Below are 20,049 nucleotides of genomic sequence, written 5' to 3' on the forward strand. Positions count from 1 at the left end.
TGCAGACAGCAGAGTGTTTCTGTGAGGGGAATTTAAGATAGATTTAGAAAAGAGGACACATCATAAATGAGAGTAGAAGATTTATCCACATACGAGATCATAGAGAAACGGGAGATCCCCGACATCAACAGCGTGACCTATCTGTGCCGTCATAAGAAGACCGGAGCAAGAGTGGCACTGGTATCCAATGACGATGAGAACAAAGTATTTTACATTGGTTTCCGTACCACCCCGAAGGATTCCACCGGCGTGGCACATATCCTGGAGCACTCCGTATTATGCGGCTCGAAGGAATTCCCGGTGAAGGATCCTTTTGTGGAACTGGTAAAAGGTTCTTTAAATACTTTTTTAAATGCCATGACCTATCCGGATAAGACCGTATACCCTGTGGCAAGCTGTAATGACAAGGATTTCCAGAACCTGATGCATGTCTATCTGGATGCCGTATTTTACCCGAATATTTATAAAAACGAATCCATTTTCCGGCAGGAAGGCTGGCATTATGAGCTCGAAGGTGACGAGGAAGAGCTGAAGGTCAACGGTGTGGTCTACAACGAGATGAAGGGAGCATTTTCTTCTCCGGATGATGTGCTGGAGAGGGAGATCATGAACTCTCTGTATCCGCATACCACCTATGGCTGTGAGTCCGGAGGCGATCCGGAGGTGATCCCGGAGCTGACGTACGAAGAGTTCCTGGATTTTCACCGGAAGTTCTATCATCCCTCCAACAGCTATATCTATCTCTATGGTAACATGGATATGGCGGAGAAGCTGACCTTTATCGACGAACATTATCTGTCTGCTTACGATGCTCTTAAGGTGGACTCCGAAGTGACCGAGGAGCCGGCTTTCGACAAGCCCGGCCGTATTGTCAGAGACTGTCCCATCGGCGAGGGAGAGGACGAAGAAGAGAATACCTATCTGTCCCAGAACTTCTGCGTCGGTGACAGCCTGGATCCGAAGCTCTACATTGCTTTTCAGATCCTGGACTATGCGCTGTGCTCCGCACCGGGTGCACCCTTAAAGCAGGCGCTGGTAGACCGTGGCATTGGCAAGGATGTCTACAGCATCTACGAGAACGGTATCCGTCAGCCATATTTCAGTGTCGTGGCGAAGGATACTTCCGTAGAAAAAGAACAGGAATTTTTACAGGTAACGGAAGAAGTACTCGAGAAGCTGGCAACGGAAGGCTTCGACGAGAAGGCATTGCTTGCCGGTATCAATTACTACGAATTCAAATACAGAGAGGCAGATTTCGGTTCTTATCCCAAGGGACTGATGTATGGTTTACAGGTGCTGGACAGCTGGCTGTATGACGACAGACTGCCGTTCATTCATATCGAGGCGAACAATACCTTTGCCGAGCTTCGTAAGGAGGTTAAGACCGGATATTTTGAGGGCCTGGTACAAAAATACCTGCTGGACAATACGCACCGCAGCGTGGTGATCCTGCAGCCGAAGCTTGGACTTTTAGAGGAACAGGAACAGAAACAGCGTGAGAAAATGGCACAGGTGAAAGCGGTCATGAGTCCGGAAGAACTGGAAGCTGTAAAAGAGACCTTCCGTAAACTGACCGAGTTCCAGGAGAGCGAGGATGCGAAGGAAGATCTGGAGAAGATTCCTCTATTGAAGCGGGAGGATATGAAAAAAGAAGCAAATCTCCCGGTGAACGAGGTACGGAGTATTGGGGATACCCTACTTTTGTATCATGATCTGTTTACCAACGGTATCGGATACTTACGTCTGATCTTCAGACTGGATCAGATCCCCGGAAAATATTTTCCGTATATCGGCATCTTAAAAGGCTGTCTTGGGCTCCTCAATACAGAGAACTATACTTATGGAGATCTCTATAATGAGATGAACCTGGTCACCGGCGGCATGGCTGCGGTGAACAATGTGTATGGCAGATTGCAGGATACAGATGAATTTACGTTGACTCTGGAGCTGAAGACGAAGGTGTTCTATGATCGTATTGCGGATGCCATCGATCTGATGCGTGAGATCGTCATGACCAGTGATTTCACGGACACCAAGCGTCTCTATGAGATCCTGGCGGAGGGCAAGTCCCGCATGCAGGCACAGATGACGTCCGGCGGACATAGCGTGGCTGCCGGAAGAGCCATGTCCTACGGCAGTATTCCCGGAGCTGTCAGCGAGGAGATCTCCGGCATTCCGTTCTACCGCCTGATCACCGGGCTGGAAACACATTTTGACGAGAAAAAAGAAGAACTGGTGGAGATCTTACAGACGTTATTAAAGATGATCTTCCGTCCGGAGAATCTCATGGTGGATTTCGTTGGTGAAGAGAAGGCAGTGGGATTGTTGGATGCCCCGGTGGAAGCCTTCAAGGCAGCACTCTATACCGGATCCGTGGAAATGGCACATTATATTCCGGAAGTCTCCCGGAAGAACGAAGGCTTCTTAACCTCCGGTCAGGTCAATTATGTATGTCGTGCCGGTAATTTCCGCAAGAGCGGACTGAAATATACCGGAGCTTTAAGAGTGCTGAAGGTCATGTTGGGCTATGAATATCTGTGGGTCAATGTCCGTGTAAAGGGAGGCGCCTACGGCTGTATGTGCAGCTTCGGCAGATCCGGTGACAGCTATTTTGTATCTTACAGAGATCCGAATCTGGGCAAGACTATTGATGTATATGAGAAGGCAGCGGATGCCATCGCAGAATTTACCGCGGATGAGCGTACCATGACCCAGTATATCATCGGTGCTGTCAGTGATCTGGATGTGCCTATGAATCCGGCAGCGAAGGGACTGTATTCTCTGAGTGCCTATATGACGGGACTGGACGATGCAGCATTACAGAGAGAACGTGACGAGCTGCTGTCCGCTACCGTTGAGGATATCCGGGCACTGTCCGCGCATATCCGGGCATTTATGCAGGAGGATCTGCTCTGTGTCGTAGGTACGGCTTCTAAAGTAAAGGAAGAACAGGAGAGATTCCTGAAGGTGGAAAATCTTTTTTAAAACGGTAAAAGGAAAGCTGCGATTTCGCAAAAGTGGTTCTGAATCGTAAAAAGATCAAATAAATAAAGAACTTTTGTGATATTATTTCGTTTATAGGGGTGAACAATAAAAAGTCAACAGCAGGCGGATCCGACAGGCTGTCAGGATGCCGTCTGCAGAACGGAGAGGGTTATGAAAAAACGAAATTTTGAAACAAAGATCATTACAGGGTTACTCACTGCCGGCATGATATTATCGCTGACCGCCTGCGGCAGCTCATCGAAGGACAGTTACGGCATCAGTGATCTCATGGATGCGGATTATTCTGTTGTTTCCAATGAGGCAGCTGACTCGGAGGTGTCCGCTGAAAGCGGATTTGGCATGACAGAGGGGTACGATTCCGCAGAAAACACCCAGGACACAGGTAATACAGTACCTGAGGAGTCTGCAGACACAGCTGTAGCAGACCGGAAGCTGATCAAGACCGTGAATATGGATGTCGAGACCAGGGAGTATGATAAGCTGTTAAGCGCGGTAGAGAATAAAGTAGCAGAGCTCGGCGGCTATATCGAAAGTCTGGATGCTTATAACGGCAGTACATATTATAGTTATCGTTCTACAAGGAATGCCAATCTGACCATCCGTATCCCGAAGGACAGACTGGAGGAGTTCCAGAATACGGTCTCAGAGCTGGGCAATGTGACCAGCCGTTCGGAGAATGTGCAGGATGTAACATTGACATATGTAGACCTGCAGAGCCACAGGGATGCCCTGCGGACTGAGCAGGAGAGATTATTACGGCTTCTGGAGCAGGCAGAGAGTGTGGAAGATATTATTACCATCGAACAGCGTCTGTCTGATGTCAGATACCAGTTAGAAAGCATGGAATCCCAGCTTCGCAGCTATGATAACCGGGTTGACTACAGCACCGTATACCTTTATATTGATGAGGTAGAGGTCTATACACCTGTGGAAGAAGAGACCGTCTGGGAGCGTATTTCCACCGGATTTGTGGATAGTCTGAAAAATATCGGTGAGGGCTTGAAGGAAGCAGCGATCTGGTTCGTGATCCATATTCCTTATCTGGTGATCTGGGCGATCGTGATCGCAGTGATCGTACTGATCTTAAAGAAGATTAAAAAGCGCACCAAACGGATCCGTACGGAGGAACAGAAAAAATTCGCCGAAGCGGAAGCAAAAATGCAGAAAACTCTGCAAAGTACAGAGGTAACAGAAAACAGGAAAGAACAGGAGAAATAGAAAATGAACGAAAATCCGGCATACAAATCCGGCTTTGCCACCCTGATCGGACGTCCCAATGTAGGTAAGTCCACTCTGATGAACCGACTGATCGGACAGAAGATCGCCATCACATCCAACAAACCGCAGACCACGCGTAACCGTATCCAGACGGTACTGACGCTGGATGAGGGACAGATCGTATTCTTGGATACCCCCGGCATTCACAAGGCGAAAAACAAACTGGGCGATTACATGGTAAATGTGGCAGAACATACATTGAATGATGTGGATGTGATCCTGTGGCTGGTGGAGCCCACAAATTTCATCGGTGCCGGAGAACGTCATATCATCGAGCAGCTGAAAAAGACCAAGACTCCCGTGATCCTTGTGATCAACAAGACGGACACCGTGAAAAAAGAGGATATCCTGGCATTCATTGACACCTACCGCAAGGAACTGGATTTCTGCGAGATCGTCCCGGTGTCCGCCTTAAAGGGCGATAACACGGATGTACTGATCCAGTGCATTTTGAAATATCTGCCCTACGGTCCGGCCTTTTATGATGAAGACACTATCACCGATCAGCCCATGCGTCAGATTGTTGCGGAGCTGATCCGGGAAAAGGCACTGCGTCTTTTATCCGAAGAGATCCCTCACGGCATTGCCGTGACGGTGGAGAGCATGAAAGAGAGAGGCAGCATCTGCGACATCGAAGCTACCATTATCTGTGAGAGAGATTCCCACAAGGGGATCATCATCGGTAAGGGTGGCCAGATGTTGAAAAAGATCGGTTCCCAGGCCCGCCCGGAGATCGAAGATATGCTGGAAATGAAAGTCAATTTACAGCTTTGGGTGAAGGTGAAGAAGGACTGGAGAGACAGCGATATCCTGCTCAAAAACTTCGGATATAATCCGAAAGACATTGAGATGGGCGAATAGAAAAGTAAAATTTGCAGACCCTATTTTTACAGAGGATGACACACTGATAAACTGATAAGAAGAGGGGGATGCGCAGGATGCAGTTCACGAATTACTGGCAGCAATTTGAACATACCGGCAGAGTGGAGGATTACCTGAATTATCTGCGGAGTACGGAGGGGACAGATTTTCCTAATGCGTGCTGTAGCAGCACGTCGGTGGACTGCAGGGCGGAAGGATGTACAGACCTTAACGCCCGGGAGGATGGATCATGCAGGAATCCCTGTATGTAACGGGAATTGTATTAAAACAGTCGCCGTTTGGCGAATATGACAGGCTGGTATGCCTGCTGACCAGAGAAAAAGGGAAGATCACTGCATTCGCAAGAGGTGCCAGAAAGCCGGGCAACCGACTTGCGGCAGCGACCAACCCTTTTGCTTTTGGTACCTTTCGCCTCTATGAGGGGAGAACATCTTATACCATATCCGAAGCGGATATCCAGAATTTTTTCCCGGAACTTTTGACAGATTATATTGGAGCCTGCTATGGCATGTACTTTGCAGAAGTGGCGGACTTTTATTGCAGAGAAAATAACGATGAACGGGAGATGTTGAAGTTAGTGTATCAGTCTCTCAGGGCATTGTGTGCTCCGGCACTGCCCAACGAACTGGTACGCAGTATCTTTGAACTGAAAGCAATTGCAGTGAACGGAGAGTACCCCGGGCCGCCGGCAGGCCGCAGACTGGAGGAATCCACCCTGTATGCCTTAAGCTACATAGCACAAAGTCCCATAGAAAAATTATATACATTTACGGTATCGGACAAAGTTCTTGACGAACTGAAGGGAATTGCCTCGGAATATCGGAAACGTTTCATGGACAGGTCGTTCAAAAGTCTTGAAATACTCAAAACTCTATGTTAAAATCGGATATGGCTGATGCCAAAAAAGGAGACTCATTTATGAGGCACAATATCGCAAAAAAGGTTATTTCGGCAATGCTGTCAGGTGTTCTGATGCTGTCCCTGGCCGGTTGCGGCAAGGCAGCAAAGCTTCCGGAGACGGTGGTGAATACTTCTCTGGTGGTGGAGAAGGATGGAAAAGTAGTATCCTATCTGGTGAATACGTTTGACAAGGATTTCTACAGTCTGGACGGCCTTACACAGATGGTACAGGAAGAAGCAGAGGAATTTAACGCCGCACATGGGGATGCAGCAGCCCCCCCTATGGCTGTGAAGACAGTGCAGATGCTGGGAGACGGCGCTACGGTTCAGGTGGTGCAGGAATTCACCGATACGGAGAGTTATGCGGATTATAACAAACAGGAGCTGTTCTATGGAACCAGAGTGGAAGCACTGGCCGAGGGGATCAGCGTGGATCTGGGACTGGTAAGTGCCGCAGACGGTACGCCGGCGGAGGAACAGAAGCTGAATAAGGCTCTGGAGAAGAACCACATGATCATTACGAATGCAAGCGCATATATTTATTGTCCCTACCCGGTACTGTATCTCAGTGAGGGAGTTGTCATGGGAGAGGACGGTTATGTGGATGCATCACAGTCCGACGGTGTCGTTACGATACTGATGAAAAAGTAAGTTATACAGCAATACAAATATAGAGTAAGAAAGGTTTGGTACTGACATGGAAAAGACAATGGAGAAGATCGTAGCCCTGGCGAAAGCAAGAGGTTTTGTATATCCCGGTTCCGAGATTTACGGAGGCCTGGCAAATACCTGGGATTACGGTAACCTTGGCGTAGAGCTGAAGAATAATGTGAAAAAGGCATGGTGGCAGAAGTTTGTTCAGGAGAGCCCCTATAATGTAGGTGTGGATTGCGCGATCCTGATGAACCCCCAGACCTGGGTAGCCAGCGGACATCTGGGCGGTTTCTCCGATCCTCTGATGGATTGTAAAGAATGTCATGAGCGTTTCCGTGCGGATAAGCTGATCGAGGATTTCTGCGAGGAGAACGGTATTGCCATCGAAGGCAGTGTAGACGGTTGGAGCCAGGAAGAGATGAAGAATTTCATCGAGGAGCATAAGGTTCCCTGTCCTACCTGTGGTAAACATAACTTTACCGATATCCGTCAGTTCAACCTGATGTTCAAGACTTTCCAGGGTGTTACCGAGGATGCCAAGAACACCGTTTACTTAAGACCCGAGACCGCACAGGGTATTTTCGTTAACTTTAAAAATGTACAGAGAACTTCCCGTAAGAAGATTCCTTTCGGTATCGGACAGATCGGTAAGTCCTTCCGTAATGAGATCACTCCCGGTAACTTTACTTTCCGTACCAGAGAGTTTGAACAGATGGAGCTGGAGTTCTTCTGTGAGCCGGGTACCGATATGGAGTGGTTCCAGTATTGGAGAGGCTTCTGTCGTGACTGGCTGCTGTCCTTAGGCATCAAAGAGGACGAAATGAGACTTCGTGATCATTCTCCCGAGGAGCTGTGCTTCTACAGTAAGGGAACAACCGATATCGAGTTCCTGTTCCCCTTCGGCTGGGGCGAACTGTGGGGTATCGCTGACAGAACCGATTACGATCTGACCCAGCATGCCAATACCTCCGGCGAGGATATGACATACTTCGATGATGAGAAGAAGGAGAAGTATATCCCTTACGTTATCGAGCCTTCTCTGGGGGCGGACAGAGTTGTTCTGGCTTTCCTGTGCGCTGCTTATGATGAGGAAGAATTAGAGGGCGGAGATATGCGTACCGTGCTTCGTTTCCATCCGGCACTGGCACCCGTGAAGATCGGTGTACTGCCTCTGTCCAAGAAGCTGAACGAAGGTGCAGAGAAGATTTATGCAGAGCTTTCCAAGAAGTATAACTGTGAATTTGACGACAGAGGAAATATCGGTAAGAGATATCGTCGTCAGGATGAGATCGGTACTCCTTTCTGCGTAACTTATGACTTTGACTCTGAGACAGACGGCTGCGTTACCGTACGTTTCCGTGATTCCATGGAGCAGGAGCGTGTTGCGATCGCTGATCTGGATGCTTATTTTGCAGATAAGTTTACATTCTAAGATGATTATCAGGGAGCAGGAGATAATTCCTGCTCCTTTTGTGTAGCTTTAATTCTTGACGCGACGAAACGATAACATTATAATGTAGAAATGTAGGTTTATTTTCCGAAAGATGTAATTATTGAGACAAGGAGACCGAGAGAATGAGACAATTCACTTCTGATGAACTGAGAAAAGCCTGGAAACAATTTTATATAGACCGTGGTCACGTAGATGTGGGAGCAGTATCCCTGGTATCCGACGGTTCTACCGGTGTTATGTTCAACGTTGCCGGAATGCAGCCGCTGATGCCTTATCTGCTGGGACAGAAGCACCCTCTGGGTACCAGACTCTGCAACGTACAGGGTTGTGTACGTACCAACGATATTGATTCCGTAGGCGACAAAAGCCATGTAACCTTCTTCGAGATGATGGGAAGCTGGAGCCTTGGAGATTATTTTAAGAAGGAACGCTGCCAGTGGAGTTTTGAACTGCTGACCCAGGTGTTCGGATTTGATGCGGATCATCTGGCTGCCACTGTATTTGCCGGTGACGAGAATGCCCCCAGAGACGAGGAAGGCGCACAGTATCGTATCGCTTCCGGATTCAAAAAAGAAAACGTATATTATCTGCCCGCTGATGATAACTGGTGGGGACTGGAATACGGCCCCTGCGGTCCCGACAGTGAGATGTTCTATATCGCTGACAGACCGGATTGCGGACCGAACTGCGGCCCCGGCTGTGACTGTGGCAAATACACCGAGCTGGGTAATGATGTATTCATGCAGTATGAGAAGCATCATGACGGTCATCTGACTCCTTTAAAGCAGAAGAACGTAGATACAGGCTGGGGCCTGGAGCGTATTCTGGCATTCTTAAACGGTACCAGAGATGTATACCAGACAGACCTGTTTGCTCCGGTGATCGCTTACATTGAAGAGGCTTCCGGTGTGAAATACAATGCGGATGAGAAGCTGACCAGATCCATGCGTATTCTGGCAGACCATCTGCGTACCGGTGTGATGTTGATCGGTGATGAGGCGAAGCTGCTTCCCTCCAATACCGGTGCCGGCTATATTCTCCGTCGTCTGATCCGTCGTGCGGTAAGACACGGACGCACTTTAAATATGACTACAGAGCAGCTGCTGCACATTGCTGCTATATATATTGATGAGATCTATGCAGAAAGCTATCCTCTGATGAAGAAGAACCGCGAGTTCGTCTTAAGCGAGCTGCAGAAAGAGATCGCCCGCTTCGAGAGCACTCTGGAGAACGGCATGAAGGAGCTGCAGAAGATTCTGGAGCAGAAGAGAAGTGAAGGTAAAAAGGAGATCGACGGCAAGTCCGCATTCTACTTATACGATACCTTCGGATTCCCTCTGGAGCTGACCGTAGAGCTGGCGCAGGAAGAGAATCTGACTGTAGATGAGGAAGGCTTCGCCGCTGCCATGGAAGAGCAGAAGCAGAAGGCAAGAGAAGGACAGAACTTCTCCCAGAAGCTGACTACCGCCGCAGGTGTATTCGATGGACTGGATGATAAGATCACCAGCGAATTTGTAGGTTATGATGCGCTGACCGCAGAAGGTAAAGTAGTAGGACTGGCATCCGAGACCGAACTGGTGAATACCTTAACTGAGGGAGAGACCGGTACCCTGATCACGGATGTGACTCCGTTCTATGCTACCATGGGCGGACAGAAGGGTGACTTTGGTGTGATCCGCACAAAAAATGGTACTTTTGAAGTGACTGAGACCGTGAAGATCGCAGGCGGACGTATCGGACATGTGGGTAAAGTCGTATCCGGCAACGTATCCGTAAATGATACTGCAGAGCTTGCTGTAGATACCGACAATAGAAAGAGTGTCTGCAAGAACCACTCCGCAACCCATCTGTTACAGAAGGCACTGCAGATCGTACTGGGCGATCATGTAGAACAGCAGGGTTCGTACCAGGACGGCGCAAGAACCCGTTTCGACTTCAGCCACGGACAGGCTATGACTGCGGAAGAGCTTGCGAAGGTAGAGGCTCTGGTCAATGAGAAGATCGCAGAGGATATTGCAGTCGTTACCGATGTCATGAACATTGAAGATGCGAAGAAGAGCGGAGCTATGGCTCTGTTTGGTGAAAAATACGGTGAGACCGTCCGCGTGGTATCTATGGGAGATTTTTCCAGGGAACTGTGCGGTGGTACCCATGTAAAGCACACCGGAGAGATCGGCTATTTCAAGATCCTGTCCGAGAGCGGTGTTGCAGCCGGCGTCAGAAGAATTGAAGCACTGACCGGTGCCAATGTCATGGCATACTATCAGGCAATGGAAGAGAGCTTCAATAAGGCAGCTGCAGCAGCCAAGGCAACTCCTGCAGCCCTGACCGAGAAGATCCAGCATATGCAGGCAGAGCTGAAGGCGCTGAATGCAGAGAATGAATCTCTGAAGGCAAAGATGGCGCAATCTGCACTGGGCGATGTACTCGATCAGGTGGTGGAAGTGAAGGGTACGAAACTTCTGGCAACCAGCGTAGACGGTGTGGACATGAATGGCTTGAGAGACCTGGGCGACCAGCTCAAGGATAAGCTTGGCGAAGGCGTTGTTGTACTGCTTTCCGCACAGGACGGTAAGGTAAATATGATCGCTATGGCAACGGACGGTGCTGTAAAGGCCGGCGCCCATGCGGGCAACCTGATCAAGGGAATTGCCGCGCTGGTAGGCGGTGGCGGCGGTGGACGCCCGAATATGGCGCAGGCCGGCGGTAAGAATCCCGCAGGCATTCCCGCAGCGATCGCGGAAGCGTCCAAAGTACTGGAGGGTCAGCTCGCATAATGGAACGAGAGAATCTGAAATCCCGTTTAGGCTTTATACTGTTGTCTGCCGGCTGTGCCATTGGTATCGGGAATGTATGGAAGTTCCCGTACATGGCCGGCCAGGGCGGCGGTGGCGCATTTGTACTATTTTATCTGATCTTTCTGGTGCTCCTTGGTCTGCCGATTATGACCATGGAGTTCGCTGTGGGAAGAGCAAGTAAGAAAAGTCCCGTAAAGGCTTACCAGGCACTGGAGAAGTCTGGACAGAAGTGGCATATCCACGGATATTTTACACTGGCAGGCTGCTATTTGCTGATGATGTTCTACACTACGGTGGCAGGCTGGATGTTACACTATTTTTATATGACGGCTGCCGGTAAACTTTCCGGGCTTTCCGCGGATGCGGTAGCGGAACAGTTTACCCGGATGCTGGCAGATCCGGGGGTCATGATGTTCTGGATGGTACTGGTGGTGATCATCGGTATCGTTGTGTGTGCCGGTGGACTGCAGAACGGTCTGGAGCGCGTGACGAAAGTCATGATGATCGCACTGCTTGCCATTATGGTAGTACTTGCCATCAACAGCTTCTTCATGACGGGAGCAAAGGAAGGTCTGAAGTTCTATCTGGTACCTGATTTTGGACGTATGCAGGAAGTCGGTGTGGTATCTACACTGGTAGGTGCCATGAATCAGGCGTTCTTTACCTTAAGCTTAGGCATTGGTGCCATGGCGATCTTTGGAAGCTACATCGGCAAGGATCATTCTCTGATGGGAGAGTCCGTCAGAGTTGTGGTACTGGATACTTTCGTGGCAATTACCGCAGGACTGATCATTTTCCCCGCCTGCTTTACCTATGGGGTGGATCAAACCTCAGGACCGAGCCTGATCTTCATTACCCTGCCGAATATTTTCGCCAACATGCCTTACGGCCGCCTGTGGGGGAGTTTATTCTTCCTGTTTATGGCGTTCGCAGCATTGTCCACGGTGCTGGCTGTGTTCGAGAATATCATCTGCTGTGGCATGGAGCTGACCGGTGCCAGCCGCAGGAAATCTTCCCTGGTGAACCTGTTCCTGATCATTGCATTGTCCGTGCCCTGCGTACTGGGGTATAATGTGTGGAGCTGGGATGGTTTTGCTGTCTTCGGCGGAGCGGTACTGGATTTTGAAGATTTCCTGGTAAGTAATCTGTTCCTTCCCTTAGGATCCCTGGTATACCTGCTGTTCTGCGTGACCAGATACGGCTGGGGATGGGAGAACTATAAGGCAGAAGTAAATACCGGCAAGGGCTTAAAAGTCCACGACTGGATGCGCGGTTATCTGACCTACGGACTGCCCCTGATCGTGATCTTCATCTTCCTGTTCGGTATCTACGATAAGTTTTTTTAATAAGATTTTGAAGATCCAGTAGCTTGCATAAGAATAAGGACAAGCAGACTCTAAGCAACCGTCGGTACTTAGCGAGGGTATTTTCCTCGCTTATGTACCGTTACGGTTAAGCGTCCGAAGCGAAAGCGGGTCTGCGGTTCTTATTCTTGTGTAAGCTACGGGGAATATTATATATAAAAAATAAAAAAAGTAGTTGACGAATACATTTTTTATGCTATAATATCAAATGTGTGTAGAACAACTGCGCATTAGAATAACCCAGTCAGTCATGTTACTTGAAGGGACTGAAGGGAGGTCGGGTGTAAGATGTCAAACGTAATCGTAAAAGAGAACGAGACTTTAGATAGCGCTTTACGTCGTTTCAAGAGAAGCTGCGCTAAGGCTGGTATCCAGCAGGAGATTCGTAAGAGAGAGCATTACGAGAAGCCTAGCGTAAAACGTAAGAAGAAGTCTGAAGCAGCAAGAAAACGTAAATATAACTAATGTTAAACAACAGTCCTCGGCGTGATCACCGGGGACTTTGTACTTGTGAGGAAGATCAAATGTGGAGTTATGAAATACTGGGAACAGATATCTATCATCTGTTAGCAGCGTTTGTATTGTACAGTGTTCTCGGATGGGCACTGGAGTCTGCGTATATGTCATTTTGTAATCGCAAGCTTACCAACCGGGGATTCGGCAAGGGACCGTTTTGCCCGATCTATGGTTTTGGCGGAGTGTTGGGGTATCTGATCTTAAGTCCGCTTCGTGATAAGCTTGTGGAATTATATTTTTTGGGAGCTATCCTGGCAACGGCCTTTGAATATCTGGTAGGGATCGGTATGATCCGTTTCCTGGGAGAATTATGGTGGGATTATAATAATAAGCCCTTCAATTATCGGGGGATCATTTGCCTCGAGAGTACCGTCGCCTGGGGATTTTATGCGATAGGAATCGTGCAGTTTGTCCATGATGCCATGTATCATATCATCGATAAGGTGCAGCTGCAGATAGGAACCCGCCTGATCCAGGGTATTCTAGTGCTTGTGGCGATTGATTATACGGTACAACTGATCAAGGTATTCGACATTGATGTCCGCAGTAAGGGAGAAGCACTGAAGGAACGCTGCCAGGCATTGATCTCCAGATGGTAAGACGTAAAACATCAGGTTTACAGGTATATATAGGACCACACGACCATATCTTTTAGAAAAGGATAGGGGAGTGTGGTTTTTTTATGCAAAAAATCAGGAAATATATTTGCACGGGGATCTTGCTATTCAGCATCAGTATGCAGGTATTCTGGTGGAACGGAATCGATGTATGTGCGGAACCGGCAGCGATCGAAGCTCCCAGTGCGGTGCTTCTGGAGAGCTCCACCGGGAAGGTGATCTTTGAGCAGAATGCAAGAGAACGCCGAAGCCCTGCAAGCATTACCAAGATCATGACATTGCTTTTGACTTTTGAAGCTCTGGATCAGGGAAAAATCAAATTAGAGGATCCGGTAACGGTGAGCGCCTATGCCAGTTCCATGGGAGGTTCTCAGGTGTTCCTGGCAGAAAATGAGGTGCAGACCTTAGAGACCCTGATCAAATGTATCGCTGTAGCTTCGGGCAATGATGCCAGCGTGGCGGTGGCGGAATACATAGCGGGAAGCGAAGAAGCTTTCGTGGAACAGATGAATGCGAAGGCGTCGGAGCTTGGCATGACGGATACCCATTTCGAGGACTGCTGTGGTCTGACGGATTCCGACGGCCATTATACGACGGCAATGGACGTAGCGGTCATGTCCAGGGAGCTTACGATAAAATATCCGAAAATATTTGAATATACAGGTATCTGGATGGAGGACATCACCCATGAGACCAGTCAGGGAAGCTCAAAATTCACGTTAAACAGTACCAATAAATTGCTGAAACAGTATCCGTTTACTACGGGATTGAAAACCGGATCCACTTCCAAAGCAAAATTCTGTCTGTCCGCCACGGCAACGAAGGATGGCATTGATCTGATCGCGGTGATCATGGGGGCACCGGACTATAAGGCACGTTTTAAGGACGCCCGGACATTGCTTAGCTACGGTTTTAATATAAGCGATCTGTATCTGGATGAGAATACAGATCTCCTGCAGAATATGCGGGTGCAGGGCGGTGTAGAGGATACGGTGCCAGTGAAATACCAAAGTGAATTCCGATATCTGGATACGGAGGGAAATTCCCTGGATGGCGTGGAGAAGAAAATTGAACTGCCGGAGACTGCCATAGCACCTTTTGCGGAAGGAGATACGGCAGGCAGGGCGGTCTATCTGCTGAACGGCGTGGAGATCGGCAGTGTGCCGATTCTGTATGAAAATGCGGTGGCGAAGGCGGTTTATAAGGATTATCTGCGAAAAATAATGGAATTTTATCTTTTGTAAGACAAAATAATATGTTATACTATAGAACAAATTGGCAATAATCTGGCAACATACCATGGGGGCAAAAGAGTTGGATGTAGTGATTACCGTGATCGCAGTAATCCTTGTGATAATGCTGTGGATAATGCTGTACGATAGTAACCGCTTTGTGGTGCGGCATTATCCCCTGCGGGATCAGAGAATCAAAAAGTCTGTGAAGGCGGTGGTTCTGGCGGATCTGCACAATAAGAGATACGGAAAAGAAAATGAGAGACTGCTGCAGGCGATCGATGAGATCGGACCGGACATGATCCTGATCGCCGGGGATATGCTGACGGCGAAGCCGAAGGCAACACTGGATGTGGCGGTGGGATTTCTTACGGAGCTTGCAAAGAAGTATCCTGTCTATTACGGCAATGGCAACCATGAACACCGCCTGAAGCTGTATCCTGGAAATTATGGGGATATGGCGGAACGGTATGAAGAAGCTCTTACGAAGATCGGTATTCACAGGCTTGTCAACGAGCATAAGGATCTTCCGGAATACGGGATCCGCATCTATGGTTCTGAGATAGACAGGCTGTACTATAAACGTTTTGGAATACAGCCCATGGATCCGGAATATCTGTCGGGGATTTTAGGACAGCCCTCCGAAGAATATTTCAATATATTGATCGCCCACGACCCGGATTATTTTTCGAAATACGCAGACTGGGGTGCAGACCTGGTGTTATCCGGTCATGTCCACGGCGGCATGGTGAGAGTTCCTTTTTGGGGAAAGGGTGTGGTGTCTCCCAATGTGAGACTTTTTCCAAAATACGATGGCGGAGAGTTTACCATAGGGAAGAGCAGAATGCTCTTAAGCAGAGGACTGGGAATGCACACGATACCGATCCGGCTGTTCAATCCGGGCGAGATCTTAGAAGTGGAGCTTATGCCGGACGAGGGGAAATAGGAGTTTTATCAAATGGCAATATCTGTAAAACTGGAAGCGTTTGAAGGTCCACTGGATCTGCTGCTTCATTTGATCGAAAAAAATAAAATAGACATCTATGATATCCCTATCGTAGAGATTACGGCGCAGTATCTGGATTACATCAGGCAGATGCAGCGGGAAGACATGAATGTCATGAGTGAATTCCTGGTGATGGCGGCGACGCTGATCGACATCAAGTGCAAGATGCTGCTGCCCAAGGAAGTGAACGAGGACGGCGAGGAAGAGGATCCCAGAGCAGAACTGGTTCAGAAGCTGCTGGAATACAAGATGTACAAATACATGTCCTTTGAACTCAGAGACCGCCAGGTGGATGCTGCCAGGAACATGTACAGAGAGCAGAGACTTCCGAAGGAAGTGGAAGCTTACAGACAGCCCATAGATTACGAAGAACTCATCGGCGATATGAATCTGAACAAGCTTCATGAGATCTTTAGATCCATCGTAAAGAAGCAGGAGGACAAGATCGACCCCGTCCGCAGCCAGTATGGCAATATCGAGAAGGATGAGGTAGATATGGACATCAAGATGCTGTACGTGGAGGCTTATGCCAGAGAACATAAGACCTTTAGCTTCCGTAAGCTTTTGGAGAAGCAGAACAGCAAAATGGAAGTGATCGTTACATTCCTGATCATTCTGGAACTGATGAAGACCGGCAAGATCAACATCAGCCAGGAAAATATATTCGATGATATTATGATTACATCTAACGTTTAGGATACAGTGAGGTTTTAGCATGGAACGCAGTAAAGCAGAAGCAGTGATAGAGGCCATCCTTTTTACCATGGGAGATTCCGTGGAGATCAGCAGACTTGCGGAAGTGATCGAAGAGGATGTGAAGACGACAAAGTCTATATTAAAAGACATGGCGGCGCGGTACGAAGAAGAGAACAGAGGTATCGGTCTGACACAGTTCGACGATTCCGTACAGCTGTGCACCAAGGCGGATATGTACGAATATCTGATCAAGATCGCGAAGACTCCGAGGAAAATGACTCTGACGGATACCGTGCTGGAGACATTGTCCATTATTGCCTATAAGCAGCCGGTAACGAGACTTGAGATCGAGAGAGTCAGAGGCGTCAGCTGTGACCATGCTATTAACAAACTGTTGGAATATGATCTGATCACGGAACTGGGGCGTCTGGATGCTCCCGGAAGACCCTTGCTGTTTGGTACCACGGAGCAGTTTTTACGCTGCTTTGGCGTGAAGAGTCTGGAAGAACTGCCGGAACTGAATCCGGTGCAGGTGGAGGAATTTAAGCAGCAGGCGGAACAGGAAGTACAGCTTACTTTGAATATATAAACAGAGAATAGGACAAAGAACCGGCCTCATAGTAATAAGTAACCCTTTTTGGGAGCAACGATTATGCGAGGCTTTTTTTGTGCCCTTTTTGCGGGAATTATATGTCTGGAAAGTCTGTGCGGATCACAATTCCGCCAAGATAGGATAACAGACAACGAACCGACATACGCGATCCGGTATGAGACCGGGAAATCCGATCTGACACAGGAGCTTAAGTTGTTTGCACAGGGAGCGGTGCTTCTGGATGCGGATTCCGGACGCGTGCTTTACGGAAAAAATGAAACTATCCCCATGGCTATGGCAAGTACCACCAAGATCATGACCTGTATTTTGGTGCTGGAAAATGCAAAGGTGGATGAAACCGTCAGCGTCTCTGCCTATGCAGCCACCATGCCCAAGGTAAAGCTATATGTGAAATGCGGAGAACACTATACCGTGAGAGAATTATTGTTTTCTCTGATGCTGGAAAGCCATAACGATACTGCTGTGGTACTGGGGGAATACATCGGCGGAAAACTTTTGGGAGAGACGGGGGAGATCTCAGAACATACCGGCGAAGAGAGCAAGGCGGCATTACATAGATTTGCGCAGGCAATGAATGAAAAGGCGGAAGAGATCGGCTGCGAAGATACCTGGTTCATCACACCAAACGGGCTGGATGCCACGGAGACTCTGACACTGTCGGACGGAAGTACATTAGAGAGGGAACACCATACCACAGCAAAAGATCTGGCGGAGATCCTCAGGTACTGTATGAAAACTTCCCCACAGAGGGATCTGTTTTTAGAGATCACAGGGACGCAGGATTACAGTTTTACGGAGAACGGACGCTTCTTTCAGTGTCACAATCACAACGCATTTCTGCAGATGATGGATGGGGCGTTTACGGGCAAGACCGGATTTACGAACAAGGCGGGATACTGCTATGTGGGAGCCCTGAAACGGGACGGAAAATGTCTGATCGTGGCGCTGCTTGCCTGTGGATGGCCGAACCATAAGACCTATAAATGGAGCGACAGCAGGGAATTGTTTACCTATGGATTGGAGAACTTTACATATCGAAGCTTTGAAGAAGAAACGTTTTCGGGCAGAGAACAGCTGCTTATGCCGATTCCGGTGCTGCGGGCACAGAATGATGCACTGACAGAGGAGGTCCTGCTGCCTGTGGAACCGGATCCGGAGACGGAAGGCGTGGAGGGACTCTTAATGGGTCCTGACGAGAATGTGGAGATCCTCTATCGTAAGGAACAGTACCTTACGGCTCCCGTGGAGGCAGGAGAGTGCGTGGGAGAGATCAGCTATCTGGTAGACGGCAGGGTATGGCGCAGAGAGCGTCTGATCGCAGCAAAGGGTGTGAAAGCCATAGATTTCGTATGGTGCGGCAGGCAGATCCTTTTGCGTTTTTTGGTGAGATCCCTATGAAAAATGAAGGGGATATTGTTCAAAATAAAAAACAATGTATATTTTTTGTAAAAATCTGCAATTCGTTCTTTGCGAGTTGCAGATTTTATGTTATACTACAGACTGTTAATCATGGGGGCATTTGTGCTTCTATATTAATAGAGTTTTTTATTTTTATTTTATTATATTATCAACGGAGGGCTGAAACATATGAGCACTACTTCAAAAGCGAGTCAAAGAATAGCAGCTTTACTCGATGACAACAGTTTCGTTGAAATCGGCGGACTTGTAACCGCAAGAGCTACGGATTTCAATCTGAAACCCAATGAAACTCCTTCTGACGGTTGTATTACCGGCTATGGAGTGATCAATGGTAATCTTGTATATGTATATAGCCAGGATGCTTCCGTACTGAACGGAACCATTGGTGAGATGCATGCCAAGAAAATTACAAACCTCTACGATCTGGCTATGAAGACCGGAGCACCTGTGATCGGACTGATCGAGTCTGCCGGCTTAAGACTGCAGGAGGCAACCGATGCACTGGCTGCATTCGGCGAGATTTACTTAAAGCAGACCATGGCTTCCGGCGTGATCCCTCAGATCACCGCTGTATTCGGAACCTGTGGCGGCGGCTTAGGTCTGTTCCCTACCATGACAGATTTTACTTTCATGGAAGAGAAGAATGCCAAGCTGTTCGTGAATGCTCCCAACGCTTTGGACGGCAATGTGATCACCAAGTGTGATTCTTCTTCCGCTAAGTTCCAGGCTGAAGAGAGCGGTATCGTTGATGTGGTAGCTGACGAAGCAACCATTCTGGAGAAGGTAAGAGAGCTGGTAAGCTTCCTGCCTGCCAACAACGAAGATGATGCAAGCTTCTTAGAGGACTGCACCGATGATCTGAATCGTGTGAACCCTGAGATCGCAGGTTGTGTCGGCGACACTTCCGTTGCTCTGTCCATTCTGGCAGATGACAACAATTTCTTCGAAGTAAAGTCCGGATATGCTAAAAATATGGTAACCGGTTTCTTACGTCTCGATGGTGTTACCGTAGGTGCGGTAGCTAACCGTTCCGAGATCTGCGATGAGGAAGGCAAAGTAGCAGAGAAGTTAGACGCTGTGCTGACCGCAGACGGCTGCGAGAAGGCTGCAGAGTTCGTGAACTTCTGTGATGCTTTCGGTATCCCCGTACTGACTCTGACCAATGTCAAGGGTTATGAGGCAACTTTAGCTTCCGAGAAGACCATCGCCAAGGCTGCTGCAAAGCTGACCTACGCATTCGCTAACGCTACCGTTCCCAAGGTAAACGTTGTGATCGGCAAGGCTTTAGGAACCGCTTATGTAGTAATGAACTCCAAGGCAATCGGTGCTGACATCACTATGGCATGGCCGGATGCACAGATCGGTGCTATGGACGGCAAGCTTGCTGCCAAGATCATGTATGATGGTCAGGGCGCTGATGTGATCAATGAGAAGGCTGCAGAGTACGAAGCTCTGACTCAGAATGTAACCAGTGCAGCCAAGAGAGGATATGTGGACCAGATCGTAAATGCAGCTGATACCAGAAAATATGTGATCGGCGCATTTGAGATGTTATTCACCAAGAGTGAAGACCGTCCTGCCAAGAAACACGGAACTGTATAAGAAAGGGTGATTA

At 48.5% G+C, this 20,049-nt stretch carries 16 protein-coding genes; all 16 read left to right on the top strand.

What is annotated here, in order from left to right; all coding sequences use genetic code 11:
- The first annotated feature begins 66 nt into the window (after positions 1 to 66).
- The 16 genes from FYJ59_RS02935 to FYJ59_RS03010 all read left to right on the top strand — a co-directional run bounded on the left by FYJ59_RS02935 (position 67) and on the right by FYJ59_RS03010 (position 20,036).
- Positions 67 to 2,985, top strand: a complete 2,919-nt coding sequence (locus FYJ59_RS02935) for an insulinase family protein (protein WP_154495189.1) — start codon at positions 67 to 69, stop codon at positions 2,983 to 2,985.
- 171 nt (positions 2,986 to 3,156) lie between these two features.
- The gene (locus FYJ59_RS02940; RefSeq protein WP_154495190.1) at positions 3,157 to 4,224 is read left to right on the top strand and encodes a DUF4349 domain-containing protein; all 1,068 of its coding nucleotides are present in this window, start codon (positions 3,157 to 3,159) and stop codon (positions 4,222 to 4,224) included.
- 3 nt (positions 4,225 to 4,227) lie between these two features.
- Positions 4,228 to 5,145, top strand: coding sequence for a GTPase Era (gene era, locus FYJ59_RS02945; RefSeq protein ID WP_154495191.1), 918 nt, complete (start codon positions 4,228 to 4,230; stop codon positions 5,143 to 5,145).
- Positions 5,146 to 5,395: 250 nt separating this feature from the next.
- A complete protein-coding gene (gene recO, locus FYJ59_RS02950) occupies positions 5,396 to 6,046 on the top strand; it encodes a DNA repair protein RecO (RefSeq protein ID WP_148447379.1) in 651 nt (216 codons plus the stop codon).
- A gap of 38 nt (positions 6,047 to 6,084) precedes the next feature.
- Positions 6,085 to 6,717, top strand: a complete 633-nt coding sequence (locus tag FYJ59_RS02955) for a hypothetical protein (RefSeq protein ID WP_154495192.1) — start codon at positions 6,085 to 6,087, stop codon at positions 6,715 to 6,717.
- Between the two features lie 46 nt (positions 6,718 to 6,763).
- Positions 6,764 to 8,152, top strand: a complete 1,389-nt coding sequence (locus tag FYJ59_RS02960) for a glycine--tRNA ligase (RefSeq protein WP_154495193.1) — start codon at positions 6,764 to 6,766, stop codon at positions 8,150 to 8,152.
- Positions 8,153 to 8,295: 143 nt separating this feature from the next.
- Positions 8,296 to 10,950 carry an alanine--tRNA ligase gene (gene alaS / locus FYJ59_RS02965; protein ID WP_154495194.1) on the top strand — a complete coding sequence of 885 codons (2,655 nt, stop codon included), beginning with the start codon at positions 8,296 to 8,298 and terminating at the stop codon, positions 10,948 to 10,950.
- Entirely contained in the window at positions 10,950 to 12,317 is a 1,368-nt protein-coding gene (locus FYJ59_RS02970; RefSeq protein WP_154495195.1) for a sodium-dependent transporter, read from the top strand. Before alaS ends, FYJ59_RS02970 begins: the two co-directional genes overlap by 1 nt.
- Before the next feature lie 306 nt (positions 12,318 to 12,623).
- On the top strand, positions 12,624 to 12,800 hold the full coding sequence (rpsU, locus tag FYJ59_RS02975; RefSeq protein WP_016290398.1) for a 30S ribosomal protein S21: 177 nt from the start codon (positions 12,624 to 12,626) through the stop codon (positions 12,798 to 12,800).
- 59 nt (positions 12,801 to 12,859) lie between these two features.
- On the top strand, positions 12,860 to 13,450 hold the full coding sequence (locus FYJ59_RS02980) for a putative ABC transporter permease (RefSeq protein WP_154495196.1): 591 nt from the start codon (positions 12,860 to 12,862) through the stop codon (positions 13,448 to 13,450).
- 83 nt (positions 13,451 to 13,533) lie between these two features.
- Entirely contained in the window at positions 13,534 to 14,712 is a 1,179-nt protein-coding gene (locus tag FYJ59_RS02985) for a D-alanyl-D-alanine carboxypeptidase family protein (RefSeq protein ID WP_154495197.1), read from the top strand.
- A gap of 79 nt (positions 14,713 to 14,791) precedes the next feature.
- Entirely contained in the window at positions 14,792 to 15,646 is an 855-nt protein-coding gene (locus FYJ59_RS02990; RefSeq protein ID WP_328597197.1) for a metallophosphoesterase, read from the top strand.
- 12 nt (positions 15,647 to 15,658) lie between these two features.
- Positions 15,659 to 16,402, top strand: coding sequence for a segregation and condensation protein A (locus FYJ59_RS02995; RefSeq protein ID WP_022153262.1), 744 nt, complete (start codon positions 15,659 to 15,661; stop codon positions 16,400 to 16,402).
- A 19-nt stretch (positions 16,403 to 16,421) separates the two neighbouring features.
- Positions 16,422 to 16,991, top strand: coding sequence for an SMC-Scp complex subunit ScpB (scpB, locus tag FYJ59_RS03000; protein WP_022153261.1), 570 nt, complete (start codon positions 16,422 to 16,424; stop codon positions 16,989 to 16,991).
- A gap of 63 nt (positions 16,992 to 17,054) precedes the next feature.
- Positions 17,055 to 18,413 (top strand): D-alanyl-D-alanine carboxypeptidase family protein, encoded by a 1,359-nt coding sequence (locus FYJ59_RS03005; protein ID WP_154495198.1) that lies wholly within the window; start codon positions 17,055 to 17,057, stop codon positions 18,411 to 18,413.
- A gap of 189 nt (positions 18,414 to 18,602) precedes the next feature.
- Positions 18,603 to 20,036, top strand: a complete 1,434-nt coding sequence (locus FYJ59_RS03010; RefSeq protein ID WP_154495199.1) for an acyl-CoA carboxylase subunit beta — start codon at positions 18,603 to 18,605, stop codon at positions 20,034 to 20,036.
- The last annotated feature ends 13 nt before the right edge of the window (positions 20,037 to 20,049 follow it).

This window comes from Waltera intestinalis (assembly GCF_009695995.1).
In the GTDB taxonomy this organism is placed as follows: domain Bacteria; phylum Bacillota; class Clostridia; order Lachnospirales; family Lachnospiraceae; genus Acetatifactor; species Acetatifactor intestinalis.